Below are 25,386 nucleotides of genomic sequence, written 5' to 3' on the forward strand. Positions count from 1 at the left end.
TTTTTATATTTAGTGTTTTTGTTGTTCCAGTTTCAAAAAGTCCGCAATCAACTTGGTTGCCCAAGACTCGGTATTGAGCGTCCCTTCATAGAAACCACAATGACTGCCCTTTTTCGTCGTCACTACAGCAATATTCGGCATTTTTTGAATCATATCTTTATACGGTTCGAAGTTCTTAATGTGACAGACGGGATCATCCTCTGCATTTAAAATCAGCAATGGAATGGCGACATTTTCAAATACATAGATTGGATTTGTGGCTTGGTTATAACTGTCATAGTCTACATAACCCGCCATTTCATAATAACTCGATTCAAACTCAGCCAAGGTTTTGGTCATTAAGACTTGCGATACAGAGGTCGTTTGTTGCCACGTTTGGTGGTAAGGAAAAATAAATTTCTTAAACAGTTTCTTGGTCATGACTTTACTGTAAAAGGGATGTACATTTACAAAACCCAGCTCCGTATTATAGCCTGGGCACAGGGCAAAAGCCGCTTTAAAAGGGGTTTGATTACCCTCTTCTCCCAAATAACGCACTAAAAGCCCCGTGCCCGCAGAAGAACCTACGGCAAAAAGAGTTGAAGTTGGAAATGTGCTTTGAATAAAGGCAATTTGTTCACGTAAATCATCAGTTGAACCGAAAAGATTCATTTTCGGTACAGGCATAGGTAGGTCAGCATGACCACGGCGTAAACAGAGTGCAATGCGCCAACCTGTATAGCGATTTAAGTCACGTACCACCTCACGCATACTTTCAGGCGAACCTGTAATCGTATGCATGACCACAACCGTTGGCGTCGCTTCAGGTAAGTCATAACCGAACCACATAATGCCTGTGACCCCACCGTCTTGCATCTCTAATTGATCAAAATGATCATACTCTAATTGAATTTGACGTTTCCGAATCACATCAAAATACAAAAGATGGGCATGCGAGTTGGATAACCACGGTGTCGGTCGGTACTTTTGTTGAAGCTGTGGTAGTGCACCTATCGTCTCTTGAATTTCACCTTGCGGATTAAGAAAAAGTTTCGGGTGTTCCGCACCAGTTACTCGATCCAATGCCGTTTGACGTAATTGATTTAGCAAACTGAACACAGCATTCATATCAATACCTTCTTTTCCTATCTTTCTTAGTGATGCATCAATTTTCGTGCCTAACTATAAATAACAAGTCACACCTTTATCATCCAGCTTGAGGTGCAAACGCTGCCATTCGCTGTCCCATTTGTACAGCTAAGGCCTCTAGCCCCGACTTAGGACGAATCATCACTTCAAAATCTACAATTTGACCTTGCTCATTAAAACGAATCATGTCAATCCCTTTGAGCTTTTTTTCGCCTACATTGGCTGAAAACTCAAGAACGACACTTAAACCATCTTCTGTAAAAAATTCACGGTGGTAAGTAAAGTTTTCAAAAACCTGAATCACATTACTCAAAATAAAAAAAACAACTTGCTTCCCTGAGTAAGGATTAAAAGCCACTGGAGAGCGAAACACGACATCTTCGGCCAAGAGCTCACTTAAAGCACCCATATCACGGTTGTTGATCATCTCATGCCAACGTTGCAGTGCTTGTTTTGTTATTGCTATGCTCATTATTCTATCCCTATGAATTTGAATGTTTTTAATAAATCAAATGAAGACAGTTTGACCTTCTAGAAAAGGTAGAGGTGAGGAAAAATACTCATATTTCTGACAACACCTCTCATCCCCCTTCCTTAAAGGAGAGGGACTTGTTTACAATTTATTCAACTGATTCAAAAATGATGATGCTTTAAATAGTTGCAGCTAATTCAGCGCCTTGACGAATTGCACGCTTTGCATCTAACTCACCCGCTTCTTTTGCACCACCAATTAAATGCACATTCTTACCATCTGCTTTTAACTGATCATACATAGCTGTGTAAGACTCTTGACCTGCGCAAATAATGACATTATCCACTTCTAATACTGTTGGCTGATCATTGACAGTAATGTGTAGTCCTTGATCATCAATCTTGTCGTAACTTGCACCTGCAATCATTTTTACATCACGATGCTTCAAACCAGTACGGTGAATCCAACCTGTCGTTTTACCCAAGCCTGCACCTACCGCATTCGACTTACGCTGCAATAAGTAAATTTCACGCTCAGACTGCTCAACGCTAGGCTGTTTTAAACCGCCGACATGTGCATAACTGGTATCAATACCCCATTCATCATAGAATTTTTCAGGGTTTAGACTACCGCTTTCACCTTCATGGCTTAAATATTCTGCTGTATCAAAACCAATCCCACCTGCACCAATAATGGCTACACGGCGCCCAACAGGTAAACGCTCTTTAAGTGCTTGGATGTACGTTAGTACTTTTGGATGATCCACACCCGGAATGTTCAATTCACGTGGCGTCACCCCTGTCGCAACAACGATATCGTCATAATCTGCATCTTGTAGTTCTTCATAAGTTACTAAATGATTAAGAACCAAACGGATATTAGGTTGCAACTCTATTTTACGTTTAAAATAACGAATAGTTTCGTAGAACTCTTCTTTGCCCGGAACCGTTTTTGCAATATTAAACTGTCCACCAATTTGATTGGCTGCATCAAACACTGTCACTTGATGCCCACGCTCAGCAGCATAAGTAGCAAAGCTTAAACCTGCAGGGCCAGCACCAATCACTGCGATATTTTTCTTTTCTGCACTTTCTTTAAAAATCAGTTCAGTTTCATAGCATGCACGCGGGTTGACTAAACAGGTCGCAATTTTCATCGAGAAAATATGGTCTAAACACGCTTGGTTACAGCCGATACAGGTATTGATTTCATCACTACGACCCTGCTCTGCCTTAAGGACAAACTCTGAATCAGCTAGCATTGGTCGTGCCATAGAGATCATGTCTGCGTGACCTGACGCCAATACATGCTCAGCCATTTCAGGAGTATTGATACGGTTTGACGTAATCAATGGCACTTTGACAATGCCTTTTAATTTTTCAGTTACCCATGTAAATGCAGCACGTGGGACTTTGGTTGCAATGGTCGGAATACGTGCTTCATGCCAACCAATCCCTGTATTAATAATTGTTGCGCCCGCTTTTTCGATTTCTTTAGCAAGCTGAATTACTTCTTCTAAGCTTGAACCACCTTCGACCAAATCCAACATGGATAAACGATAGATAATAATGAAGTTTTCACCCACCTCTTCACGTGTACGTTTGACAATTTCTATTGGGAAACGAATACGGTTTTCATAACTTCCACCCCATTCATCATCACGATGATTGGTACGCGCTGCAATGAATTCATTAATTAAGTATCCTTCTGAACCCATGATTTCGACGCCATCATAGCCTGCATACTGTGCCAACTTTGCACAATGAGCAAAATCTGCAATGGTCTGATTCACCTCAGCAGACGTTAAAGCATGTGGCTTAGTAGGATTAATAGGTGCTTGAATTGCAGAAGGTGCAACCAACTCTGGCTGATAAGAATAGCGGCCTGTATGTAAAATTTGCATTGCAATTTTACCACCAGCCGCATGCACAGCTTCCGTAATCACTTTATGTTTGTCAGCTTCTTCACGGCTATCTAACTTTGCACCACCTGCAAAAGTCAAACCTGCATCATTCGGTGAAATACCACCTGTTACGATCAGTCCTACACCACCTGCTGCACGCTCTGCATAGAATGCGGCCATACGATTATAACCGTTTGGTGCTTCCTCTAATCCAATATGCATAGATCCCATGAGTACACGGTTTTTTAATGTGGTAAAGCCTAAATCTAAAGGCGCAAGTAAATGCGGATAATTAGACATATATACTCCTTGGCGTGCTTTCGCTGGCTGGTATTTTAAATACAAGGTTAAATCAAACTATTTAATGCAACAAGTTGCATACTTTTTATCTTTATAATCGAGATTTGTTTTTTATGCAACATGTTGCATAATGACTCTACGTCCATTTTATTTGCGAAATATTACCAAAATGTCATTAGCTCATGTTTTATTGACCAGTTTGATTGAAAAACCAAGTACAGGCATTGAGTTAGCACGTCGCTTTGACCGTTCAATGGGCTTCTTTTGGAATGCAACACATCAACAAATTTATAGAGAACTCAGCGCTATGCAGAGCAAAGGCTGGATCTCAACCATAGAAGAAGATGGTGCAACGTCTAGAAAAAAAACCTATCAAGTTGAACAACTTGGACGCACAGAATTGGCAGATTGGTTGGTAAAACAAAGTCCACCTGCTCAACTAAGAGAAGAAGTCATGGTGAGACTTCGTGTTGAAGCTCAGTTAGGTGGTAACGCTGTCTTACCTGAGCTGGAACGCCATTTAGCTCTACATAAAGAAAAATTACAGATTTACCAAACGATTTTTGCTAAAGATTTTGGACAGGCAGATCCTCATGATCGAACCTTGTATATTCATAAAATGATCTTACAACTTGGGATCAATTTAGAGGTCGGCTGGATTGAATGGTTAGAAACCATTATTCCCACGCTTAAAACATTTGAAAAATAAAAATCATACAAAGGATTGACCATGCCACACTATACGATGCCCGATGGTGAAAAACTCTATGTTCGCGAATTTGGACAAGGCGAGCCTGTACTCGTACTTTCTGGTTTAGGCATGCAAAGCTGGCAATGGCTCCCTTTTTTATTTCAACATCGGAAAAAATATCGTTTTTATATTCCCGATTGGCGTGGCTTTGGTGGTTCAGCACAGTGTCGAATTCCAAAACTAGACGCTATCTCTAGCCATTGGCAAGATTTAAATTGTTTTTTAGAACAACAAACACATCATCAATTTCGTGTTATTGCCTATTCTATGGGGGCCACCACAGCTATGCATGGCCTGCAATACGGTCACTTTCAAAAACATGTACATAGTTATCTACACATTGACCAAACCCCTAAAATTTGCGTAGATGCAGAATGGTCACATGGTCTATTTGCAGAAAAACATAAAGATTTTAAAACCATCTTACAAAACATTACGGAACTTTTGGCACAAAATACTCAGTACAATTTGGTGTCTGAACTAAAGCCAACGACTCGCACACAACTGGTCGACTACTGGTTCGCGTTTATGCAACTGCAAGCCAAGCCATCTCGAAGCACAGTTTTATTTCAAAAAGCTTTTCAACAGCCACGCTTACAGAAGTTTATGCTTCCTATTCAGCGTTTAGACTATATGGCTTGGTACATCCATAATTATCTTTACCATCAAGAAGATTATCGTCTCGCGCTGAGTCAGATTGACCGTCCCACCACATTCTTTATAGGTGAGATGTCTAAGCTCTATCCTTCACAAGGACAAAAACTGATTGCATCAAGCGTACCTTATGCCAAAACAGTGATCTTCAAAAAGTCAGGGCACACACCGCTGTTAAGCGAACCGCTCAAATTTTCCAAAGAAATTATACGTTTCCTCAAAGCTGCGGATGTTTAAATGTATATCGTATTATCAGTCAAATGATAAATATTTTTATAACAGCTGAAGATAAATACAATTAATCATTCCATTGTAATGACAAAAAAATCAGATCAACCTGATAAAACATCAATGCTTAGAAATCAAAAGAGGCATCTCTTTGAGATGCCTCTTTTTATGCTGCATAGGTCTGCTTGAGATAAGCAACAATATCCGCTGACTCAAACAATGCCGTGCCTGTATTCGGATCGACGAGATAAGGCACTTGAATATCACGCCCCATCACTTGCACAACTTGCTCACGCTTTCCACCTGCAAGTGGGACATATTTGCCTGGCTTTAAGCGTAGTACGGCAGGACCTTGATCTTGCCAACGTTCTTTCGGCACATTATTAAATTTAAATGCTAACTCCAGTTCAGTCAGCACCCCCCGCACAACACGTGTATATGGACTGGCTTCAAATCCCCACAGTTGAAGCAATTGTTCAGGTGCGGCACGATTTTTAATTTTTTTATTCAACCAAACACCACGCGCGCCATTTACCAACGTGCCCACATAAGCGACATAAGGTGTTTTAGGATAATGTGCATACTTTTTCGGCGTGTTACCACTTCGACCATACTGTGCAAATAAATAGTGAATGATGTCTTCTGACTCGTACAACTTGGTATCTGTATTTTCATCCACCAAGAATGGAAACTGAGTCTTACCACCTAACTGTTTCACTAGGGGACGATATTTAGTACCACCCTTAGGACATGGATACACTTCATAATCCAAATTGAGCAAAGTCAACACTTCACGCACACGGCGACAGTATGGCGAACCTTCAAATTCATAGAGCTTTAAAGCTTGCTCTGGTTGGTTAGGATACGGCGTTCCCGTTACACCACGCCCACCTTGAGTCAGTCCCGAAAAAAGAGCTTGAATCACTTTAATTTGATGCTTCACCATAATGTACGTCCCTATGTTGTATTCAGGTCACCATGAAAAAGTTTTTATACTTCTACTAATTTTTCTTTTGAAATCACAATACCGTTATTATCTGCATAGATATAGTCACCCGATTGAATGCTGACTCCACCAAAATGCAAGTCAATATCTACCTCACCTACACCTTTACGCTGACTTTTTTGCGGGATAGCTGCTAAGGCATGTACACCCAAGTCTAATTCAGCAATGGCGTCAACATCACGCACACAACCATAAATCACCACACCATTCCAATGATTTTTCACAGCCGATTCAGCAATCAAGTCCCCCATCAATGCGCAGCGCATCGAAGCTCCACCATCAACAACCAACACCTTACCTGCCCCTTCAGTTGCGAGAAGCTCTTTCACACGAGAGTTATCTTCAAAGCATTTCACTGTCACGACCTGACCCGCAAAGGTTTTGCGTGCGCCATAACTTTGAAAGAACTTACCATCCATGGATGGCGTTACCACTTGTAAATCAAGCTCAGGATGATCATCCAATAAATCACATGTCACAAATGCTGTCGTCACCACACTTCCCCTCATTTTGTCTTTTGTATGCGTAAATTATCATAGATTTCAAATTTATTGGTCTGCGTTTGAGCAGCCTCCACCATAGTATGAGCCACTTGCTCTGCTGTCACTGGCTTATATTTAAAATGATTCGGTATAAAGTGCGAAAGTTTCAAATAGCCTTTTTGGAAAATATCTTCAAGTAAACGATTTTCACTACGTTGGCCAATCAATAAAGACGGTTGTAATATACTTACTTTATCTAGCCCAAGCCCCCGAATCGTATCTTCAAGCTCGCCTTTGACTCGGTTATAGAACAGTTTTGAATTTGCTTGTGCACCTAAAGCACTAATCAACAAATAATGCGTTTTGGTTAAAACAAATAATTCAGCAAAATGTGCATTCACTACATAATCTATGGCATAGAAATTTTCTTTAGAGCCTGCTTTTTTCAGTGTTGTGCCCAAACAACTAAAAGCATGACTAAAGCCTTGTACATCCTCATGGTTTAGCAAGAGAAAGTCATCCAGCTCAAGTTGCTGTACTTTATCATACCGATCGAGCTCAACATTATGTCTTCTAACTACCGCTAAAATTTTGCTACAATCTTCGAGTTGCTGTAATTGTTGAATCAGGTTTAAACCCACTAAACCTGTTGCTCCAATCACAATCGCTTGTTCTATATTTTGTGTCATTTTTATACAAACTCCCATGTAGATGGCTAATCTTAACGTTTCTTTAAAATTTTTATGTATCTTAAATATGGTCAAGGCATGTCAAGACTTGACTTCATGGCGTATATTAATCAAAATATGGCACTTGTTTACGGGCTGGTGATTGTTCTTCTGATGTGGTTTTCAGTTTGAATTTCAGCCCGCCCAGACCAATTTAATTCAAGGAGTGCACGAGTGGCAAACTCTGCTCAAGCTAAAAAACGTGCTCGTCAAAACGTTAAAGCACGCAAACACAACGCTAGCTTACGTTCTATGGTTCGTACATACATCAAACGTACAGTAGCTGCTATCGCTGCTGGTGATCATGCAGTTGCTTCTGAAGCATACAAAACTGCTGTACCAGTAATTGATCGTATGGCTGATAAAGGTATCATCCATAAGAACAAAGCTGCTCGTCATAAGAGCCGTTTAAATGCACAAGTTAAAGCTTTAGCTAACTAATTTATGCATTAAAAAAAGCCCTTTTTAAAGGGCTTTTTTTGTATCTAATTTTCCCTACGGCCGCTCATATCACTTTTGATGCATGTATCTGATACATAAACCTGTCTATTTGTTCTATAGAAATAGAACATCACAGTTATTCAAACCCATCCAAATATTAACTTACAAAAAAAGCCCCCTGCCGAGAGCTCTCTTTTAATTTCACTTTAAAATACATTACTCACTTAATAACGTACTTAATTCACAGATCCAGTTTTTAAGTGTTTAACTAAAATACCAATGTTTTTTGAGCTTGCTCCAGCCAAAATCAAACTTGTATTTTGGTTCAGCATCGTCCACCTTTGATTATTATTACCAGAGCAACTGTATCGAATTGCAATTTGACGATTACTCACCAAATTACCAGTATTCAAATCTAGGCATTGTCCAGCTTGCTTAATGGCAGAAGTCGATACATCCATTGACCACACTTGTGCTGAGTTATTCTTCACACACTCCGTGAGAGTTACTTTTGCACTCCCTCCATTGCCTGTTAAACACTGCCCGATTGCAGCCTTATTATGAATACGACCTAAGCCATCATAAACCCATTGTTCCGTATCATCACCCACACAGCCCGATGGCCCACTAATATAAACATCTATATTCTGGCCAGATGTCAGCTCGGTTTTTAAGCAGTTTTTATTGTTTTTCAATAATGCACTTTGCTCAAGCGGGTTATCTTGTTCCAAGCCTAATTTCACAACAAAAGCATTCATTGCATCAACAGCTGCAGATACCTCTTTGGCTAAATCGTCATAGTAGACATTTATCCAACGGTTTAAACGCATCAACTTGTTTTCTTGCTCTTCATAACGCACCAATTGCTGTTGAGCAGCTGCGCTCATTTCATTCTTATAAGACTTATAAGCTTGATAAAGCATTAAACCATTTGGAGATAAAACAATCATATTGTTTGTCGCTTGGTTAAGTAGCTCTTGTTCAAGTAGTGGCAACTCTAAATCACGTAAGGCTTTATAGCCTTGAGCCTTTCCAATTTTTACCGCAGGCGTAATCGCCGTAGCATATTGTGGAATCACAATGGTTGATAATAATTTTGCCTCCGCATTGGCTTGCTTACAGTATAAATCAACTTTTTGCGGCTGCTCCGCAAGCGCTAAATTGACATGCAATTTATTGGCATTACTGCCTAAACGTGTCGGGGCTAGAGCGATATTGGTCACTGTCTTTGGATACTGTACATTTAACCAACATGCAGCCTGACCCAACGCCGTGTTGGCTACAGGTAAATCATAGACATTACCCCAGTTTGAGCGTGCTGCTGGATATAATAATCCAACTTGGGCTACCGGATCGTAACCACCTAAAATGGTCAATACAGGTTCGCCAAAGATTCGTGGACGTAGATAGTTTTGCTTTGGCTGATACCAAACAGGGGCAGTAGAATCTGGCATGATTGGCTGTGCCACATCCATCTGACGTGTGACTTCATTCCACTTTTTATAACCTGTAGGCGAGCTCTTATCCCAAACATAACGGTTAAAGTGTGGTTGAATTTTCAAGTAGGTACTATAACCCGTATAGTGGGTATAGCGTGAAACTGAGCTTGATGCATAACCACCAGACATGGCATCTCGGCTATGTGGATATAAAGCCAAGAAGTTCGCAATTCCTGTGGAAGCCGCCCATAAGTCCTTGCTATTCCAAATCAAATTACCCCGCATCATATTCCGATACGGAATATAGCCCCAGCCACTGTCAGCATGATGAGAAGTCCAAAACTGATTCTCACCTTCCTGCCCTGGATAATGTCCAAGTCCATAATGATGCCCTATTTCATGGCTAAATTCGTTGCCAACCGAATCATATAAGGTCAGCATGCCATTCCCCCCACTTAAACCATGAGTACTTTCACCATTGGCATATTTCCCACGACTATGATGTGCAACCACCGTTTGAGTTAACTGAGGCTGACTTTGGCTAGCCATTGAGGCACTGGTGACACCCCAATTCGCCAAATTTATTCCTACACTAAAAGTCGATTTACCAACATTTTCACGCATGTCACCTTCATACACACCACCTTGATCCGCACTTGCTGTATCGTAAATAGTTCCATCCGCAATCATGACCCGATCAAGCTGAATATCATCATATTTTGCAATAGTCATTTCAGCAGCAGGGATTGTTTGGAAGTAATCCGAACCTGCACGTACTGGATCATTCAACATATAGTGCCCTGTAGCGACAGGCGATGCAGTTAGCATCCCGATACGAATATTGTTTAAGACCAACTCTCCTGGAGAGGCAAAATCAATTTTATCTTGCGTAATTTGTCCTTGACGGCCAGTAGAGTCTTTCAGTTGAATACTCAACCCTGGACGAATTTCATCCCAATTGAGTCGCGCACTCCATGCACGCTGACTATATTGCACTCGAGCCCGATCATCAGTATTGGTCTGATCCGATGCAGGAATCTGTGTTGGGTCATCCAGCTCAATGGTTCTTAACCATTGGTTATTCATATAAATATCTGCTCTCAGACTCTCAATTTTCCCCATAGCATCATTTGGCGTAACTAACAACAACGCTTCTTTTTCCATCGTTAGACGTGGCATTTTTTTACTTTCATTGCCATTTGGATCAACCACATGACTCTGACCGAATTGCAACATGGCCTCAAAACTACCAGTTAAATCGTTACGTATTACGCGTGTCTTCGCGTTTGCATCGTAATCAAAATAACCCAAGGTATTTGAGTCTGAAACATCATGTGTAGGCTCAGCATAAGGTGTTACGACAGGTGCTGTGGAATCTTCAACTCCTTTATCCCCATCATCATGACCACCGCCACCACCACATGCTACGAGCATCAGCGTCACAACACAGAGGCTTAACTTACAATATATAAACCCATTCGCACTTTTCACAACTTTCCCCAAAATCATCACAAAAAAACTTTAATTTTTTAAATTTAAACATATAAATCAAAAACTTAATTATTAAACCTGATTTGGCGTTTATATTCAATTCACATCATCTGTTACATAGTGACGAATATTTTCAACTCTAGAAAATGCAAGTCCGAAAAATATAAATTATGTGATACAGCTTAAATTTATAAAAAAGAATGCTGAACGTTACAGCTAGATTCTCAGCAATTTAGTAGAAAGTTTTTATCAATCAATTTTAAAAATTTGAATCTTTTTTTAGCAGCCTGACTTGTCGCTCTCATTTTCAGATTCGTAGCGATTAAAAACATAATTCCATAAAAATAATATGGTATTCTGTTTTCCTACAATGAAACCAGATAAAACCTGCACCTGGGGGAATAAAATGATCAGCAAATTTCTGCCAACACTTGAAAAGTTTCAACCTACAGAACAACAATATATTGACTATTTTAATACCAAAGGTGAAAAAGATGTTCTCGCCAAAGTAATTTCAAATATGCGTGGTACTGCTGAAATTCAAGCCTCACAAGGGGTCGATGCATGGCTAGGTTATGGTGTGTATTTACCAGCCATTGAACGTATTTTTGCTTTGCACCAAGGCGAGACTGAAGCTGAATTTTATGCGCGTACACAATACCCTGTCGATGTTGTGAATGCGTACACGCTTGCCAATCATGAAATTGCAACACTCATTGCTGCAGATAAATACAGTCGAATGCATCAGCAAACTGTGGCAGTTAATACTTCTTTATGGCCGTTGAATGATGAAGGACTAAGTATCGACTTACATGACTTCCCTAACCGACTGAAAGCAAAAATTTAGTTTTTTACACGACAGTACATGCTTTGATTAGCATCATAATACCTTGCCATCTCGTTGATTATTTTCAATATTAAGTTTATTAAAAACAATAAAATCAATGAGATGCCATGAAGAAGCAACAAAAATATCTATGTTTTTAAACCCCAAACTTAAAGCTGCTGAAACTCTTGAATATTCAGCTCATGAATTTCACCGCGCCAAATCCATTTTAATTTAGATTCCAAAAACACATCGCCCTCAAACCAGACAAATAGACCTTCCATCATTTTTGGCCAATCTTCTTTGGTTACTATAGTACGCCCCGAAATCACTGCCAAAATTGCAGCTAAGATCGTATCGTGGCTAACAGCAAGGCTCAAACCATAAGGGTTGCTCGGATGAGTGTTATATATGAGTTCCAAGACATCAACCACACCATGAATCGGATGCTTCATACCTGGCAAGGCATTATTAACAAAACTATTAATAAAACCCAATGCGCCTTGCCGCTGAAAATAAGGACCTGCTTGTTTAATGTCTAACACAAAGCTTCCGGGTTCAACCAATAAACCCTGCTCAATAATTTCTATGCGGTGAGTATTCGGTTCAAGCGTTTGCGCATCTGCACCCTGAATCATTAACGCAGCAGTATCAATACAACGCTGAATTGGGCTAGAAATACAGTGTTGAATAACTCGGTCAGTATTATCAATTAAATATGAGCCCCAAGCTTCAGCCAAATCACGCCCTTGATGGGTCAATTGTAAATCATAGCCTGCAAGACCCTGACCAGTGACAACTTCACGAATAGAATGACGTGTAAATAACGTCACCGGCGTTTTTGCATCGGGCAATAAGTCGATGGCTTTCAGCATACTAGGCGGGAGCAAGTCTAAGGCCATAATCAACAACAACTCAATAATTCAAAAAACACTATAGCACGCTTAATTTTTAGCTCAAGCCAATGAAGGCATTAGTTCAAGTGCTTGTAATGCGAGTTTTTTCATATCGTTATTTCGATAAGCAATAAAACCGCCATTTAATAAACTCGCTCTTTGGTTATATACGAATGGCCGTCCCTGAAAATCAATCAAGCCACCACCGATGCGCTCCAACAAGCATTGACCTGCACTGGTATCCCATTCAGACGTTGGGTGGAACCGTGGATAAATGTCTACACGATCTTCAAGCATCATACAAAACTTGTAAGCGCTTCCTGCACGGTATTCTGTAATTTCAGTCAGCTTTTCTAATTGATCTAAATAAAGTTGATATTGAGGCTTGCTCTGGCTACTTTGGCTTAAACCGACTTGTACGGTGTGTTGCTGTTCCGATAAATAATATTCAGACCATACATCTTTTTCAATAGCGTATTTTAAAGGCTGACCTTGCTTTGGGCAGAAGTAAATTTGTTGCTCACATGGAATTGCAAGCACGGCAAAACTTGTGTGTGCTCCATCAATCAAACTCAAATTGATAGTAAATTCGGGACGCTGATGTAAGAACTCTTTAGTACCGTCTAAAGGATCAAGCATCCAAAAAGATGTCCAGTGCTGTCTATGTGTATGCTTCCCTTCTTCAGACAAAATAGGCATTTGAGGGAATATTTTTTCTAAAGCCTCTGTAATGTATTGATTAACACGATAGTCCGCTTGCGTCACAGGCGAATCATCTGTCTTTTTTTCAATGCTAAAATCATCGCCTGCAACATACGCTTGGTATTCTGCACGCAAAATTTCACATGCCTGAGTCACAATAGGTACAAGTTGCTGAATTAAAGCATCTTGCGGTGCAATGATTGTTCTGAACATGCGATACCCTTTTTTATTGAATCAAGCAACTCAAAAAATTTTCAACACTTAAATGCCGATACATACCCATAAAGACGCTCTAGATCTTAAAGTATCTTTTCAAAAAACATTATACGCTGATGATACTAGAAAAATGTAAAACGATTGTGCAGCCTAAACCAATCTCTACTTGGGGCCACTACATGACATGATCATTTCATCAAGCACATCTCATGGGCAAATGTTTACATGATCACTGATGACAAAAATTTTGAGCAAAAAAAATCCCACGCATGGAAGCGTGGGATATAAAACGAGAAAAGCTACAGCACTTTAATTTCGTGACACAGTATAAACCTATATTTTGAATACATCAATTAAAAATGCACAATCCGACACATTTTTATGCATTTTGTACAGACCGCTGTTATTTACTATTAATCTGCGCACTTTACTTCAAGCTGATACTCATCCTGTGTCACTTTAATTTTAATTTTTTGATATTTTCTTTTATTCGGATCCATCGCAGAACCCGCGACTTCAGATAAGAACTTCCGATCATTCATTAGTTCACTATAAGCTTTATATCCAATCAAAATTTTTTCGGGTTTTTTATTTTTGGAAATTAATGCGTTCAGAATGTCGTCTAGTTCATTTGCAGTAACAATTGGCATATAAATCAACTCAAAATAAAAAAGAGTATCTATGAACAATATGATGAAATGATGTCAAAACAATATTTTGAAAAATATAAATTAAAAATAAAGCCCGATCACCACAAAAATAGATAGGGCTTTTGTCTAAAAATCAGACCATAAAATTATTTTATTTAACAAAAAAGCCTGTTTATCTCTCTCCAAATAAACAGGCTTAAACTACACACCGCATTTAATCATTTAGCATTTATATTTATGACACAGATACTACAGCTTAAATATTTCAAATTGATGAAGCTGAATTGCTTTTATAAAACCACGCCGACTCAATCGTCATTTCTTAAAAATGTGAGCTCGTATTCATCATGGGTAATTTTAATCTTAGTATTCCGATAGGTCCGCTTTTTCGGGTCTAGCGAAGAATTGATGACGTTATCTGCAAATTTCGGATTCGACATAAATTTTGCATATAACATATAACCGATACGAATCTTCTTAATTGCTTTTTTCTTTCCTTTTGCCTCATATTTATCTAGGGTTTCATCTAAAAAATCTAAACTGAGTTCACTCATTTATTCATCTCTATTTTATTGTCATTCGATCCATGTTTTACCTGATTCTAAGTTAAATAACCAGTGCAACATCTTTATTTATTAATCATTCTGATCAATCACCAACATCATTTTCTTAGCATAAGTCAGCCAATTTTTATCTACTTTTGCTACACATATACAAAAGCCACCTTAAAGGTGGCTTTGATTTTAACAATGCAAAATGAAAATCTGATGAAAATCACATTACATAGACATAACTGCAGAATAACTCAGTGGAATTGAAAAACTAACCAAAACTAAAGAAGCTGTACGCTGCAAGTTTTTTTGATTTAGCCATGAAATTCTATTAGCAACCAATACAGAACCAATAAATATCCAAAATAACGCAATTGGAGTAATTAGACATAAAAATAACCCCATGTGCACCGTATATGATTGAAGACTTGACCATGCAGCAATTGGAAAAACGGCTGAAGCAAACAACAGAGCTTTTGGATTGAGCATTGTCGCGCAGAAAAGTGACTTGGCTGTAATTGAGGGTTGGTTTAAATCTGCATCAACTGTAGAAGTTTTCCATAATTTAAAGGCTAAATAAATAATATAAGCTGCACTGCAAAGTTTCAGTACTGGCGGTAAAATGGGGAGAGATTCAGCAATTGAGTCAATTAAAACGCCCCATACGGTGATTGCAATAAAGTAGCCTATCACTTCAGCAGGAATCAATTACAAGTTAAGAATCGTCCTCTCTCAAAATTTTTCAGTAGTGAAATAGACGGCGAAAAATTAAATAAACAAGCAAGCGTCCTCGCAATTATTGCTCTGGCTCTACTCATCAGCTCTACAATTTTGTTTTATATGAGTTAGTTTGAATAGCAACCCGTTTCTTGATTGGCTGACATTACTGATTGAGAAAAAAGTTCAACCATAGTAATCACACCGACAACTATTGCTGATTGAAAGAGCTTGATGAAGGCTTATATTTGTTTATGTATTATGCAAATTTTATCAAAATCATAAGGTGTCTTTAAAGTGAGAATACATATTGATAAGTTAAGTATTCGTTCGACCACCGAAGAAGATTGGGAAATATTAAAAACTGTGCGCTTAGAATCTCTCTTAGAGAGTCCTAATGCATTTTCTGCAACATACTCTACCACTGAGCTGTATAGTGAATTGCAATGGCGTGATCGTGCAGCACATAAAACTCAATATCACTATATCTTAGCTCTAAATGGGCAACGCGCTATTGGTATAATTGGTGGAAAACAAAGTACTGAACTAGAGTTTGGCTTGATCGCCATGTGGGTCAATCCAGAGTTTCGCGGTAATGGTATAGCAGATATGCTGATCAATGCTATAAAGAAATTAGCAATTTCTAAAGGGCATTTTAGAATAGCCCTGAGTGTTTCTCAAGATAATATTCGGGCAATAAATCTTTACTCTAGGCACGGTTTTTCATATATAGCCGACTGGGAAAACTCATCTATAAATGCTCGCCCAAGAAATCAAAAAATGGAATGTGTCGAATTAGACAGAGTGATACCCAAATTTGCATAAAGCTTACTTGTAGGTTCAATGGTATATCAGGGCACTCCCGTACAAGTCTATATGTTTAAAACATCAAAAATGACTGACTTATACAAAGTCAAAAAAGTGAATATGATTTTTCAAATACTTGAGAAATGTATTATTTTACTAAATAAAATTAGGTGTATAGAGAGTAAGTTAATGAACCACCCTGAGTCTAAAATTGATGATATACAGATTGTAGGTTTACAACATTGCAAGTCGGAAAATTTAGTTCATTTTTATATAAAAAATAAAACTCATTTAGCCGATGCAATGCCCCTTAGAGATGAATCTTTTTATCAGTCTCACTACTGGGACGAGCAGATTGCTGATTATGCTCAATTATTTAAAGAAAAGTGCGCGATTAAATTTGTTTTACTCAAACATGAGCAGGTGATTGGAACCATTACATTTGATCAAATTTGCTATGGTGCCTTTCGTTCTTGTTATCTTGGATACTTGTTAGACCAAGATTATCAAGGAAAAGGCATAATGACTAAAGCTTTACAGTTTTGTTTAAGCTATATAATTAAAGACCTCAACCTAAATCGTGTAATGGCTAATTACGTTCCTGAAAACCTTCGTAGTGGAAAACTACTCCGTCAGTTAGGATTTGAGCGAGAAGGCTATGCCAGAAAGTATCTTTTACTCAATGGTGTATGGAAAGATCATATTTTGACCAGCTATATTAATGACACCTAATATTAACCAAATAAAGTTCCAGTTTAAATTTTCGTCTGTAAACCAATTAAAAAAAATCGCATCTACCCAGAGGATTTTCAATTCACACTCTTAAGACAGACAGTGATATGAGCGTTTCTGGAAAGCGAGTCTGCGTTACAAATAACAATTTCACACAGACCGTTTAAAGCAACGTGAAATTTTTAATTTAGTTGGGAGGATTGATTACCCAATATCCCCTATTTCACACCCACTCCTTAAAGGGCAAGGCTCACCATCCAATAAGTTTTCAAGCATGCTCTGCATCTGTAGCAATTGAAATATTTTCTCCTGTATCACCCCTAGTTTTTCCGACAAAATCGAACGAAATTGTGTAGCCGGAATTTCATTCTCATTGATTAATTGAGTGATTTGCCTTATCTCAGCCAGTGTAAAACCTAGATTTTTAGCCGTCTGGATGAGTTTCAATTGTTGCAGCGTCTGTTCAGGATAATCCTTATAACCATTATTACGGACTAAAGGTTGAATTAACTCCATTTTTTCATAAAAACGGATGGTATCTCGACTCAAATTCATCTGTTGTGATAGTTCACCGATCAACATATCTCATTTCCATGCATATTTTTAAAACCCTCTTGACCATGGAGTATACTCCATGCTTTAGCGTAAGCAATGACTAATGAATAGGAGTTAGTTCTATGTTTACATCACCCCAAACCGCCTTAATAGTCGGCTCAACTGGATTTATTGGTAAATTCCTTGTCGCTCGTCTGCTCCGTGATAATGCACGGGTCTTTGCTCTCTGCCGTAATATAAATGAGCAACCGCATAAACTAAGATCTTGGCTAACACAACAGGGAATTGACTATCGCCAACTTAGTTTCATTCAAGGTGATGTTACCCTTCCCCATTTAGGTCTATCACCTCAGGATTGGGAAACATTAAAAGAAGTTAACTATCTCTACAATACGAGTGCATTGTTTAAATGGAATCTCACTATGGAGCAAGCTAAAGCAGTAAATGTTGATGGGCTGACCAACCTGTTACATAGTGTATGCAAGCATTGTCATTTAGAACGTGCAATACACTTGTCTGGCTATATGCTAACTCTAGACAAGCATTTACAGGCAGCAGGCATCTATAGAAAGAATATTGAAAAAACGGATTGGCCCAAAATTTATGACAGATTGGGTGCTTATGAAGCCTCAAAGATCCAAGGGCATTTTAACTGGATCAAGCAGGCTGACACTCTCAATATCCCATGGACAGTCATTCACCCGGCCACAGTAATAGGTGATGAAATGAGTGGAGAAATTCCTGCAAACCAGCCTATTGCCACCCTAATTCAACAGCTCAAACAAAGAAAAATGAAGGCACTGCCCGGGACACCTCAGCATTCACTGCCTCTAGTATCCGTAACAATGCTTGTGAATGCTATTTTCCATGCAGGCAAAGATATCCAAACTCTAAAACAAGAAATTTTAGTAGCCAACCCTGAACAATTATCCTTACAGACTTTGGTCAGCATTATTGCTAATGCTATACAGGTCAAAGCTCCACATCATTTTGTATCACTCTACTGTTTAAAATGGATTTTAAAATGGCATTGGTTGGCAAAAAAATTAGATATGTCTGGAGAAATGCTAAATTTTATTAGAACTGAACAGATTGACCTGAGCTTATTCAACCAACTCAATCAAAAGTGGGAAATTCCACCGACCGTACTACTAGAAACCATAGAAAAGACTGCAGGATGGGTGATTAAGCAATCGAAATAAAACAATACTAAGCATGGGCAATATTGAGTGACTCAAGATGGGGACTCTCCTCTCTAAGTTTCAGCAGTCATGGATTTATTCACTTATTCAGTTCTGATTTATATTTGCATACTTGTGAACAAGCATCTGTTGTTAATCCAAGTAATGGGTAAGTGCATAAATCCATCTATTGAGTTATTGGGAGTAAAAGAATACAAAATTGGAAAATAATCTTACCCTTAGGTAAAACCCTAATAAAAAACCTTCCGATCCGTAGCCATCAACTTCTTATCTCAAAGTTTTCTGTTGCTAGATTTAAGCTAACTATCACTTAATGCCATTCGTTTTTTTCAAGCTAGTTGTTTTATACTCTAATGCTGCTATGTACAGATAGAAAATATGTACACAGATATGTACATAATTTTTCTTGAAAGGTTTTTCTATAAACTTTGTTGAACTTGAAAAAACATTGGAGATTTTTAAATGGAAAAACCGCTTATTATTTTTGATATGGACGGTACATTACTGGATCTTGCTTACGATGATTTTATTTGGAATCATCAACTTCCAATTCGTTATGCGGAACAGCACCAGTGTTCTTTAGAGCAAAGTCGACAGGCTTTGTTTCAGTTCTATCAAACCCATAATCACACTTTAAATTGGTATTCAACCCGCTTTTGGACAGCAAAAGTTGGTGTAGATACGCTGGCTTTACAGCACGAATTTAAGCATAAAGTCAGCCTCCGCGAAGGTTGTATTCAACTTCTCGACTACTTGAAAACCAATGGTTATCCTTGTTGGCTTGCAACCAATGCGGATTGCGAAGGCTTAAAATTTAAGCTTGAACACACTGAACTGGCCTCATATTTTGATGTCATCATCAGCAGTGAAACACTTGGTCATGCCAAAGAATTTACCGAGTTTTGGCAACATCTTCATAAGCACCATCCTTTTAACCCATCACATTGCTATTTTATCGACGACACGGAGAAAGTGCTTAAAGGTGCTGAAAGTTTTGGAATTCAAAACTTATTTACCATTGCTCAGCCTTCATCACTGGGACAATCTAAAGTATCGAGCTCTTATCCCATATTAAATCAACTCACCGATTTAATTCATTATTTAGAGCAAGCTGAGGTCACTACAAAATATGCGTAAATCCGCTTTAGCTGAAGATGCTATAGGCATGCGTATTGATAAATGGTTATGGGCAGCACGTTTTTTTAAAACGCGCTCGATTGCCAAAAATGCCATCGAGGGGGGTAAAGTCCACCACAATGGCGAACGTGTCAAAGTATCACGTGAAGTCCGTATTGGTATGGAACTCACGATTCAACAAGGTATTGATAAGAAAACTGTGGTAATCAAAGAGCTCTCTGATGTTCGCGGTCCTGCACCAGTCGCACAAAAGCTTTATGAAGAAACCGAAGTCAGTATTACACGACGGGAATTGATTGCAACCCAAAGAAAGTTGCATAATCTAGCTCGACCTGATCATCGCCCGAGTAAAAAAGATCGACGAGATATCAGCAAGTTTAGACAAGAAAATGATCAACAATTTGACCAATACTGGTCTTATAATGATGATGAATGACATGCGTCATATTGTGTCGTACACGATATGACTTTTATAGAAGATACGGACTAAATCTGTCACTATAGTGATCATATTCAGTAACTATCCGTGACATCGTTTTGAGGTTGTAAGATGGATGATAATAAAAGCAAGGCGCTTAATGCTGCGCTAAGTCAAATTGAAAAACAGTTTGGCAAAAACACAGTAATGCGCCTTGGCGATAACACGGTACAAGCTGTTGAAGCGGTATCGACGGGTTCTTTAACACTTGATATTGCGCTTGGTATTGGCGGCTTACCTAAAGGTCGTATCGTTGAAATTTATGGTCCTGAATCTTCAGGTAAAACAACGATGACTTTGCAAGCGATTGCAGAATGTCAAAAAGCAGGTGGCACTTGTGCATTTATTGACGCCGAACACGCTTTAGATCCTCAATATGCACGCAAACTAGGTGTAGACATTGATAACCTACTGGTTTCACAACCAGATAATGGTGAACAAGCTCTTGAAATTGCAGATATGTTAGTTCGCTCTGGAGCGATTGATCTGATCGTTGTCGACTCAGTAGCTGCATTAACACCACGTGCAGAAATTGAAGGTGAAATGGGCGACTCTCACATGGGCCTACAAGCACGTTTGATGAGCCAAGCATTACGTAAAATTACAGGTAATGCAAAACGTTCAAACTGTATGGTGATCTTCATTAACCAAATTCGTATGAAAATTGGTGTGATGTTTGGTAGCCCTGAAACCACAACTGGTGGTAATGCGCTGAAGTTCTATGCTTCTGTTCGTTTAGACATCCGCCGTGTAGGTCAGGTCAAAGAAGGCGATGAAATTGTTGGTTCTGAGACCAAAGTCAAAGTTGTTAAAAACAAAATGGCACCGCCATTCCGCGAAGCACTCTTCCAAATCCTCTATGGTAAAGGTGTGAACCACTTAGGTGAGCTTGTAGACTTGGCTGTTCAGCAAGAAATCGTACAAAAAGCCGGCGCTTGGTATTCATACCAAGGCGACAAAATCGGTCAAGGTAAAAACAACGTGATTCGTCACCTTGAAGAAAATCCTCAGTTGGCTGAAACCATTGAGAAAATCATCCGTGATCAACTGCTTACCACTTCAAATGCTGCACCCGTAGAAGAGAATGAAGAAGAGCCAGACTTTTTAGATGCTTAATTTAAAGTATCTTTCTAAAGAATAAATGTGATTACACAACATTTAGGCTTACACTAAGAAACGCCCTACGGGGCGTTTTGTTTATTCAGATCTATTTCATAGCCGATTATGCCTAATTCAAAATTCCCCAAACTTCTTGACTATGATGCTCTCAAACAACAATTTGGTGAGGAAGAATCCCCTGCTACTCAATACAGCCACACGCAGGCAACACAAGAAACGGTTGATGCCTTAGATTTTGATGAAGAGAATCAGCCCAAACCCACAGGTTTAACAGGTTCCCGTCTACGTTCTTATGCATTTGCGGTACTGACACGTAAAGAGTATTCAAAAGCAGAATTGATTGAAAAATTAGTCACATGGGCAATGTACCGTGAAGAAGTGATTACACTGGTTGAAGAGCTTTCCGCACAAAACTACCAAAGTGATCAACGCGTTGCCGAAATTATGCTATCGAGCCAAAAACGTAAGGGCAAAGGCCCTAACCGTATCAAAATGGCGCTAAAAACAAAAAAGATAGATACAGGGTTAATTTTAGAAGAACTGAGAGAAACCGATTGGGTCGAACAAGCCTATCAACTCAAAATTAAAAAGTATGGAACTGAGGTCGCAACAGATCCAAAACTCAAAGCCAAACAAATCCGTTTTTTAATGTATCGTGGCTTTGAAATGGATGCGATTATGAAAGCCATTTCGAGAAAAATGGAAGATTGAATCGTCATTTAACACTCATATCATAAGGAATTTAAGGCTGAGATACATCACTAAAACTTGAGCATACGAAGAAGTCTTTGAGACTTTAAATACAGATAAAACCCTCAACTTACTGCAATTCATAACTAGACCCAGTAATGCCTAAATTACTTTTATGTAGTGTCATCTTATAAGCACCATCAATGCTTGTATTATAGTAGTCACCCGATCTAGCCTCGATCCTCTGGATCTCGCCATTAGGCATACGCACATCTAAATAATAATGCGAAATAATACACATAGATAAAATATAACCATACCTATGGAGATATAATTTAAAAAGCCATTTGAAATAAAATATAAAATCGAGAAATAGATAAAAATAATGGTAATTACAAAAAAGAAAATAAAAAGTAAGACACTTTTAATTTTTTAGAGGATTCAATAGTAAGAACTAAACCAGCATCAATGCCGTAATAATCTTTCATTTTTATTCTTTTATATTTATAAAACTGGTGGCAACCCTACCAGCAAGCCTTCGGCACATCATATTTCTACTACCGTTGCTACCTTCCGGTCCTGGCGGGGTTCGTAGAGTACAATTGCGAAGTAACCGGCAGGGCTACCATTGCAAGAACAGAGTATAGAGATTTTCTCCCAAGTTGCAAGCCTATAAATGCTTTTTAAGTAAGCATTTCATTCAATTGATTATTTATAAAACAAACTGAGAAAAAGACATTCTATTTTGAACAACATCGGTACTACAATCCTTTACCTAAATACACGACAACAATGTAAAAGCTTATTGCATTTCAGAACATTGCCGTTTTTAATGGGGTAAATAAATTTTGTTTGATGTGTCTACATCAAAAGCATGACAACACGGATATTTCATGATGCTAAAGAAGCATAGCCTATGTGCCCTCACCCTACTTTGCACAACGTCTGTTTTCGCCAACGTTCCAATTGAATCACTAGGCTTAAGTCAAGCCAGTAATAACAGTGTCAGCTCAACTAGCTTAGCTGTAGATACGGGTGCAGGAGCCACTGCAACCAATATCAATTGGCAAATCATGCAAAAAAACCAGCAACTAGAAAATGATTTGCGTATCTTGCGTGGCAAGATGGAAGAACAAGATAATGAAATTGCTCAGCTTAAACATGAATTAGAAAACCGCTACGCTGACCTAGATCAGCGTTTAGAATTACTTCAACAAAAACTAGACCCTGAAGCAAATAATGCAGCGGAGGATAATCAACAGGATATTACTCCCAGCACCAACACAACCAACACAAGCTCCGGTAACAACACAGCCCCCCCAGTAAACCCAGCAAATAAGCCGCCTGTAGTTGTCAGCACACAGAATACGTCTGAACCATCGGAACTAGAAAAAGCAGCCTATACCGTAGCTCTAGATGCGTATAAGCAAGGCGGTGCAAAGAAAGCGATTGCACCTATGCAAAATTTTATTAAGAACAATCCCAATAGTGTTTATATTAGCAATGCCTATTTTTGGTTAGCAGAATTCAACTTAGCCGTTGAACCCACTAACTATGCAGAAGCAAAGAAAAACTATGGTATTGTGGCGAACAAATACCCTAACTCCTCGCGTGCACCACGCGCTGTTTATCAGCTCTATAATATTGCCAAAGAAGTAGATAAAAACACGACTCAAGCCAATCAATATAAAGCCAAGCTACTTAAACAATATCCTAAGTCTGAAGAGGCTTCTTTCTTTAAAAAATGATTTTCCTATAGATATAAAAAAAGACACGCGAAGTGTCTTTTTTTATATTTAGAATGAGCTTAACGCACAATGCCTCGTTCTGACTGTTCTAATGAGTCGATGAGCAGTTGTACCTCAGCAACTTCAGGCAAAATTTCTGCACGGATACGTTCTAAAGCCTGCTCTGTCGTTAGACCTTCTTTATAGATCAATTTAAATGCTGTGCGTAAACCTTGAATCACATTTTTAGACCAACCTTTACGACGCATGCCTTCAACATTCATCGCAAAAGCATGTGCAGGATTACCAGAAACCATTACATAAGCAGGTACATCTTTCACGATCAAGGATGCACCACCAATCATACTGTAAGAATCAATCTTACAGAACTGGTGTATCCCTGAGTTACCGCCGACAATCACATAGTCTCCTACATGAACATGACCAGCCACACCAACATTGTTTGCAAAAATATTATGATTACCTACCACACAGTCATGTGCGATATGTGTATTAACCATCAATAGATTATGGCTACCAATCTTAGTAAGACCGTGATCCTGAACTGTACCACGGTGTAAACTACAATGTTCACGAATTTTATTATGGTCGCCAATTTCTAACCAGGTTTCTTCACCTGCATATTTTAGATCTTGGCAGACCTCACCCACGCTTGCGAATTGGAAAATTTCATTCTGCTCGCCAATACGCGTATAACCACCGACCACCACATGTGAGTGTAACTGTGTACCTGCACCAATGGTGACATTTGGACCAATAACACAATACGGTCCAATCTTTACATCTGCTGCAATCACGGCAGATGCATCGATAATTGCTGTAGGGTGAATAAATTCGTTATTGCTCATGATTGCTCTATTTTCTGATGCGAAACCATAATTTCCGCAGATGCTGCTACTACACCGTCAACGGTGGCAATACAATTATATTTGTAAATACCACGTTTCTGCATAACCAATTCTGATTTTAACACCAATTGGTCACCTGCAACGACTTGCTTTTTAAAGCGAACTTTCTCTGCACCTGCAAACAAGAACAAAGAGCCTTCACTCGGTTTTTCATCGTTCATGATAAAACCAAGAATGCCTGATACTTGTGCTAATGCTTCGACAATCAAAACACCTGGCATAATTGGATAATTGGGGAAGTGTCCTTGAAAAAATTCTTCATTAATAGACACATTTTTATAAGCCACAATACCATTTTCAGTCACATCAACAACACGATCGACCAATAAAAAAGGATAGCGGTGTGGCAAGTATTCACGGATCGTTTGAATTGTCATTGGCAATTCAGGTTTCGTGAAACTAGTAGAATTCGACTCAGTCATCATATTT

General features: G+C 38.9%; 26 protein-coding genes, 1 other RNA gene and 1 pseudogene. 12 read left to right on the top strand and 16 right to left on the bottom strand.

All coding sequences use genetic code 11. The features are described from left to right. Positions 1-9 precede the first annotated feature (9 nt). The 3 genes from ACE01U_RS04310 to ACE01U_RS04320 all read right to left on the bottom strand — a co-directional run bounded on the left by ACE01U_RS04310 (position 10) and on the right by ACE01U_RS04320 (position 3,803). A complete protein-coding gene (locus ACE01U_RS04310; protein WP_395578792.1) occupies positions 10-1,107 on the bottom strand; it encodes a YheT family hydrolase in 1,098 nt (365 codons plus the stop codon). 79 nt (positions 1,108-1,186) lie between these two features. Then, the gene (locus ACE01U_RS04315; protein ID WP_110974126.1) at positions 1,187-1,600 is read right to left on the bottom strand and encodes a nuclear transport factor 2 family protein; all 414 of its coding nucleotides are present in this window, start codon (positions 1,598-1,600) and stop codon (positions 1,187-1,189) included. A gap of 178 nt (positions 1,601-1,778) precedes the next feature. Beyond that, positions 1,779-3,803 (bottom strand): NADPH-dependent 2,4-dienoyl-CoA reductase, encoded by a 2,025-nt coding sequence (locus ACE01U_RS04320; protein WP_110974127.1) that lies wholly within the window; start codon positions 3,801-3,803, stop codon positions 1,779-1,781. 169 nt (positions 3,804-3,972) lie between these two features. Between ACE01U_RS04320 and ACE01U_RS04325 the strand changes: the two genes are divergently transcribed. Together ACE01U_RS04325 and ACE01U_RS04330 are read left to right on the top strand one after the other, a co-directional pair. Further along, the gene (locus ACE01U_RS04325; RefSeq protein WP_086208224.1) at positions 3,973-4,512 is read left to right on the top strand and encodes a PadR family transcriptional regulator; all 540 of its coding nucleotides are present in this window, start codon (positions 3,973-3,975) and stop codon (positions 4,510-4,512) included. Between the two features lie 21 nt (positions 4,513-4,533). Beyond that, positions 4,534-5,445, top strand: coding sequence for an alpha/beta fold hydrolase (locus ACE01U_RS04330; RefSeq protein ID WP_395578793.1), 912 nt, complete (start codon positions 4,534-4,536; stop codon positions 5,443-5,445). Between the two features lie 157 nt (positions 5,446-5,602). Here the strand turns inward: ACE01U_RS04330 and ACE01U_RS04335 are convergent, their stop codons facing one another. The 3 genes from ACE01U_RS04335 to ACE01U_RS04345 are packed head-to-tail and all read right to left on the bottom strand — an operon-like array spanning position 5,603 to position 7,613. Beyond that, the gene (locus ACE01U_RS04335) at positions 5,603-6,382 is read right to left on the bottom strand and encodes a glutathione S-transferase N-terminal domain-containing protein (RefSeq protein WP_395578794.1); all 780 of its coding nucleotides are present in this window, start codon (positions 6,380-6,382) and stop codon (positions 5,603-5,605) included. A 44-nt stretch (positions 6,383-6,426) separates the two neighbouring features. Next, positions 6,427-6,939 carry a ribonuclease E activity regulator RraA gene (gene rraA, locus ACE01U_RS04340; RefSeq protein ID WP_086207595.1) on the bottom strand — a complete coding sequence of 171 codons (513 nt, stop codon included), beginning with the start codon at positions 6,937-6,939 and terminating at the stop codon, positions 6,427-6,429. Between the two features lie 8 nt (positions 6,940-6,947). Continuing rightward, entirely contained in the window at positions 6,948-7,613 is a 666-nt protein-coding gene (locus ACE01U_RS04345; RefSeq protein WP_110974130.1) for a Rossmann-fold NAD(P)-binding domain-containing protein, read from the bottom strand. Between the two features lie 213 nt (positions 7,614-7,826). Between ACE01U_RS04345 and rpsT the strand changes: the two genes are divergently transcribed. Next, complete coding sequence (rpsT, locus tag ACE01U_RS04350) at positions 7,827-8,093, top strand: 30S ribosomal protein S20 (RefSeq protein ID WP_086207597.1); 267 nt, start codon at positions 7,827-7,829, stop codon at positions 8,091-8,093. A gap of 236 nt (positions 8,094-8,329) precedes the next feature. Here the strand turns inward: rpsT and ACE01U_RS04355 are convergent, their stop codons facing one another. Continuing rightward, entirely contained in the window at positions 8,330-11,041 is a 2,712-nt protein-coding gene (locus ACE01U_RS04355) for a M66 family metalloprotease (protein WP_395578795.1), read from the bottom strand. Between the two features lie 388 nt (positions 11,042-11,429). Between ACE01U_RS04355 and ACE01U_RS04360 the strand changes: the two genes are divergently transcribed. Further along, positions 11,430-11,870 carry a hypothetical protein gene (locus ACE01U_RS04360; RefSeq protein WP_086208226.1) on the top strand — a complete coding sequence of 147 codons (441 nt, stop codon included), beginning with the start codon at positions 11,430-11,432 and terminating at the stop codon, positions 11,868-11,870. Positions 11,871-12,019: 149 nt separating this feature from the next. Here ACE01U_RS04360 and ACE01U_RS04365 read toward each other — a convergent pair whose 3' ends face one another. The 5 genes and pseudogenes from ACE01U_RS04365 to ACE01U_RS04385 form a co-directional block, all read right to left on the bottom strand. Then, complete coding sequence (locus ACE01U_RS04365) at positions 12,020-12,751, bottom strand: histidine phosphatase family protein (protein ID WP_086207598.1); 732 nt, start codon at positions 12,749-12,751, stop codon at positions 12,020-12,022. A 54-nt stretch (positions 12,752-12,805) separates the two neighbouring features. Continuing rightward, a complete protein-coding gene (locus ACE01U_RS04370) occupies positions 12,806-13,660 on the bottom strand; it encodes a 3'(2'),5'-bisphosphate nucleotidase CysQ family protein (RefSeq protein WP_086207599.1) in 855 nt (284 codons plus the stop codon). Between the two features lie 416 nt (positions 13,661-14,076). Continuing rightward, complete coding sequence (locus ACE01U_RS04375; RefSeq protein ID WP_086207600.1) at positions 14,077-14,313, bottom strand: hypothetical protein; 237 nt, start codon at positions 14,311-14,313, stop codon at positions 14,077-14,079. Positions 14,314-14,621: 308 nt separating this feature from the next. After that, positions 14,622-14,867: a hypothetical protein gene (locus ACE01U_RS04380; RefSeq protein WP_086207601.1), complete on the bottom strand. Its 246-nt coding sequence runs from the start codon at positions 14,865-14,867 to the stop codon at positions 14,622-14,624. Positions 14,868-15,092: 225 nt separating this feature from the next. Continuing rightward, positions 15,093-15,572, bottom strand: a pseudogene (locus ACE01U_RS04385) (LysE family translocator); the annotation flags it as partial. Positions 15,573-15,878: 306 nt separating this feature from the next. On the opposite strand from ACE01U_RS04385, the gene ACE01U_RS04390 reads away from it, so the two are divergent. Both ACE01U_RS04390 and ACE01U_RS04395 read left to right on the top strand, forming a co-directional pair. Continuing rightward, positions 15,879-16,406 carry a GNAT family N-acetyltransferase gene (locus ACE01U_RS04390; protein ID WP_395578796.1) on the top strand — a complete coding sequence of 176 codons (528 nt, stop codon included), beginning with the start codon at positions 15,879-15,881 and terminating at the stop codon, positions 16,404-16,406. A gap of 171 nt (positions 16,407-16,577) precedes the next feature. Beyond that, on the top strand, positions 16,578-17,120 hold the full coding sequence (locus ACE01U_RS04395; protein ID WP_395578797.1) for a GNAT family N-acetyltransferase: 543 nt from the start codon (positions 16,578-16,580) through the stop codon (positions 17,118-17,120). A gap of 204 nt (positions 17,121-17,324) precedes the next feature. Here ACE01U_RS04395 and ACE01U_RS04400 read toward each other — a convergent pair whose 3' ends face one another. After that, positions 17,325-17,702 (bottom strand): MerR family transcriptional regulator, encoded by a 378-nt coding sequence (locus ACE01U_RS04400; RefSeq protein ID WP_086207605.1) that lies wholly within the window; start codon positions 17,700-17,702, stop codon positions 17,325-17,327. Between the two features lie 95 nt (positions 17,703-17,797). On the opposite strand from ACE01U_RS04400, the gene ACE01U_RS04405 reads away from it, so the two are divergent. From ACE01U_RS04405 to ACE01U_RS04425, 5 genes are all read left to right on the top strand, one after another. Then, on the top strand, positions 17,798-18,877 hold the full coding sequence (locus tag ACE01U_RS04405) for an SDR family oxidoreductase (protein ID WP_395578798.1): 1,080 nt from the start codon (positions 17,798-17,800) through the stop codon (positions 18,875-18,877). Positions 18,878-19,339: 462 nt separating this feature from the next. After that, the gene (locus ACE01U_RS04410; RefSeq protein ID WP_086207607.1) at positions 19,340-20,014 is read left to right on the top strand and encodes an HAD-IA family hydrolase; all 675 of its coding nucleotides are present in this window, start codon (positions 19,340-19,342) and stop codon (positions 20,012-20,014) included. Continuing rightward, the gene (locus tag ACE01U_RS04415; protein WP_395578799.1) at positions 20,007-20,450 is read left to right on the top strand and encodes an RNA-binding S4 domain-containing protein; all 444 of its coding nucleotides are present in this window, start codon (positions 20,007-20,009) and stop codon (positions 20,448-20,450) included. The genes ACE01U_RS04410 and ACE01U_RS04415 overlap by 8 nt, the downstream gene beginning before the upstream one ends. A gap of 114 nt (positions 20,451-20,564) precedes the next feature. Continuing rightward, the gene (gene recA / locus ACE01U_RS04420) at positions 20,565-21,608 is read left to right on the top strand and encodes a recombinase RecA (protein WP_086207609.1); all 1,044 of its coding nucleotides are present in this window, start codon (positions 20,565-20,567) and stop codon (positions 21,606-21,608) included. A 108-nt stretch (positions 21,609-21,716) separates the two neighbouring features. After that, positions 21,717-22,322 (top strand): regulatory protein RecX, encoded by a 606-nt coding sequence (locus ACE01U_RS04425; RefSeq protein WP_395578800.1) that lies wholly within the window; start codon positions 21,717-21,719, stop codon positions 22,320-22,322. A gap of 501 nt (positions 22,323-22,823) precedes the next feature. On the opposite strand, the gene ffs is transcribed toward ACE01U_RS04425, so the two are convergent. Next, an RNA gene (gene ffs / locus ACE01U_RS04430) (signal recognition particle sRNA small type) lies at positions 22,824-22,920 on the bottom strand. Between the two features lie 274 nt (positions 22,921-23,194). Between ffs and ACE01U_RS04435 the strand changes: the two genes are divergently transcribed. Then, entirely contained in the window at positions 23,195-24,049 is an 855-nt protein-coding gene (locus ACE01U_RS04435; RefSeq protein WP_395578801.1) for a tetratricopeptide repeat protein, read from the top strand. Between the two features lie 59 nt (positions 24,050-24,108). On the opposite strand, the gene lpxA is transcribed toward ACE01U_RS04435, so the two are convergent. Beyond that, positions 24,109-24,897: an acyl-ACP--UDP-N-acetylglucosamine O-acyltransferase gene (lpxA, locus tag ACE01U_RS04440; RefSeq protein WP_110974141.1), complete on the bottom strand. Its 789-nt coding sequence runs from the start codon at positions 24,895-24,897 to the stop codon at positions 24,109-24,111. Beyond that, on the bottom strand, positions 24,894-25,379 hold the full coding sequence (gene fabZ / locus ACE01U_RS04445) for a 3-hydroxyacyl-ACP dehydratase FabZ (RefSeq protein ID WP_162900230.1): 486 nt from the start codon (positions 25,377-25,379) through the stop codon (positions 24,894-24,896). Before fabZ ends, lpxA begins: the two co-directional genes overlap by 4 nt. Positions 25,380-25,386 lie beyond the last annotated feature (7 nt).

This window comes from Acinetobacter halobius (assembly GCF_044130335.1).
Taxonomy (GTDB): domain Bacteria; phylum Pseudomonadota; class Gammaproteobacteria; order Pseudomonadales; family Moraxellaceae; genus Acinetobacter.

Excerpts from the sequence above, each read along its gene's own strand:
- ACE01U_RS04310 (WP_395578792.1), bottom strand. The coding sequence starts at position 1,107 with ATGAATGCTGTGTTCAGTTTGCTAAATCAATTACGTCAAACGGCATTG.
- ACE01U_RS04345 (WP_110974130.1), bottom strand. The coding sequence starts at position 7,613 with ATGACACAAAATATAGAACAAGCGATTGTGATTGGAGCAACAGGTTTA.
- ACE01U_RS04435 (WP_395578801.1), top strand. The coding sequence starts at position 23,195 with ATGATGCTAAAGAAGCATAGCCTATGTGCCCTCACCCTACTTTGCACA.
- ACE01U_RS04330 (WP_395578793.1), top strand. The coding sequence starts at position 4,534 with ATGCCACACTATACGATGCCCGATGGTGAAAAACTCTATGTTCGCGAA.
- ACE01U_RS04380 (WP_086207601.1), bottom strand. The coding sequence starts at position 14,867 with ATGAGTGAACTCAGTTTAGATTTTTTAGATGAAACCCTAGATAAATAT.
- fabZ (WP_162900230.1), bottom strand. The coding sequence starts at position 25,379 with ATGACTGAGTCGAATTCTACTAGTTTCACGAAACCTGAATTGCCAATG.
- ACE01U_RS04355 (WP_395578795.1), bottom strand. The coding sequence starts at position 11,041 with ATGATTTTGGGGAAAGTTGTGAAAAGTGCGAATGGGTTTATATATTGT.
- ACE01U_RS04425 (WP_395578800.1), top strand. The coding sequence starts at position 21,717 with ATGCCTAATTCAAAATTCCCCAAACTTCTTGACTATGATGCTCTCAAA.
- ACE01U_RS04415 (WP_395578799.1), top strand. The coding sequence starts at position 20,007 with ATGCGTAAATCCGCTTTAGCTGAAGATGCTATAGGCATGCGTATTGAT.
- ACE01U_RS04410 (WP_086207607.1), top strand. The coding sequence starts at position 19,340 with ATGGAAAAACCGCTTATTATTTTTGATATGGACGGTACATTACTGGAT.
- ACE01U_RS04395 (WP_395578797.1), top strand. The coding sequence starts at position 16,578 with ATGAACCACCCTGAGTCTAAAATTGATGATATACAGATTGTAGGTTTA.
- ACE01U_RS04405 (WP_395578798.1), top strand. The coding sequence starts at position 17,798 with ATGTTTACATCACCCCAAACCGCCTTAATAGTCGGCTCAACTGGATTT.
- ACE01U_RS04400 (WP_086207605.1), bottom strand. The coding sequence starts at position 17,702 with ATGTTGATCGGTGAACTATCACAACAGATGAATTTGAGTCGAGATACC.
- ACE01U_RS04320 (WP_110974127.1), bottom strand. The coding sequence starts at position 3,803 with ATGTCTAATTATCCGCATTTACTTGCGCCTTTAGATTTAGGCTTTACC.
- ACE01U_RS04360 (WP_086208226.1), top strand. The coding sequence starts at position 11,430 with ATGATCAGCAAATTTCTGCCAACACTTGAAAAGTTTCAACCTACAGAA.
- ACE01U_RS04315 (WP_110974126.1), bottom strand. The coding sequence starts at position 1,600 with ATGAGCATAGCAATAACAAAACAAGCACTGCAACGTTGGCATGAGATG.
- recA (WP_086207609.1), top strand. The coding sequence starts at position 20,565 with ATGGATGATAATAAAAGCAAGGCGCTTAATGCTGCGCTAAGTCAAATT.
- ACE01U_RS04325 (WP_086208224.1), top strand. The coding sequence starts at position 3,973 with ATGTCATTAGCTCATGTTTTATTGACCAGTTTGATTGAAAAACCAAGT.
- ACE01U_RS04375 (WP_086207600.1), bottom strand. The coding sequence starts at position 14,313 with ATGCCAATTGTTACTGCAAATGAACTAGACGACATTCTGAACGCATTA.
- ACE01U_RS04335 (WP_395578794.1), bottom strand. The coding sequence starts at position 6,382 with ATGGTGAAGCATCAAATTAAAGTGATTCAAGCTCTTTTTTCGGGACTG.
- lpxA (WP_110974141.1), bottom strand. The coding sequence starts at position 24,897 with ATGAGCAATAACGAATTTATTCACCCTACAGCAATTATCGATGCATCT.
- ACE01U_RS04365 (WP_086207598.1), bottom strand. The coding sequence starts at position 12,751 with ATGGCCTTAGACTTGCTCCCGCCTAGTATGCTGAAAGCCATCGACTTA.
- ACE01U_RS04370 (WP_086207599.1), bottom strand. The coding sequence starts at position 13,660 with ATGTTCAGAACAATCATTGCACCGCAAGATGCTTTAATTCAGCAACTT.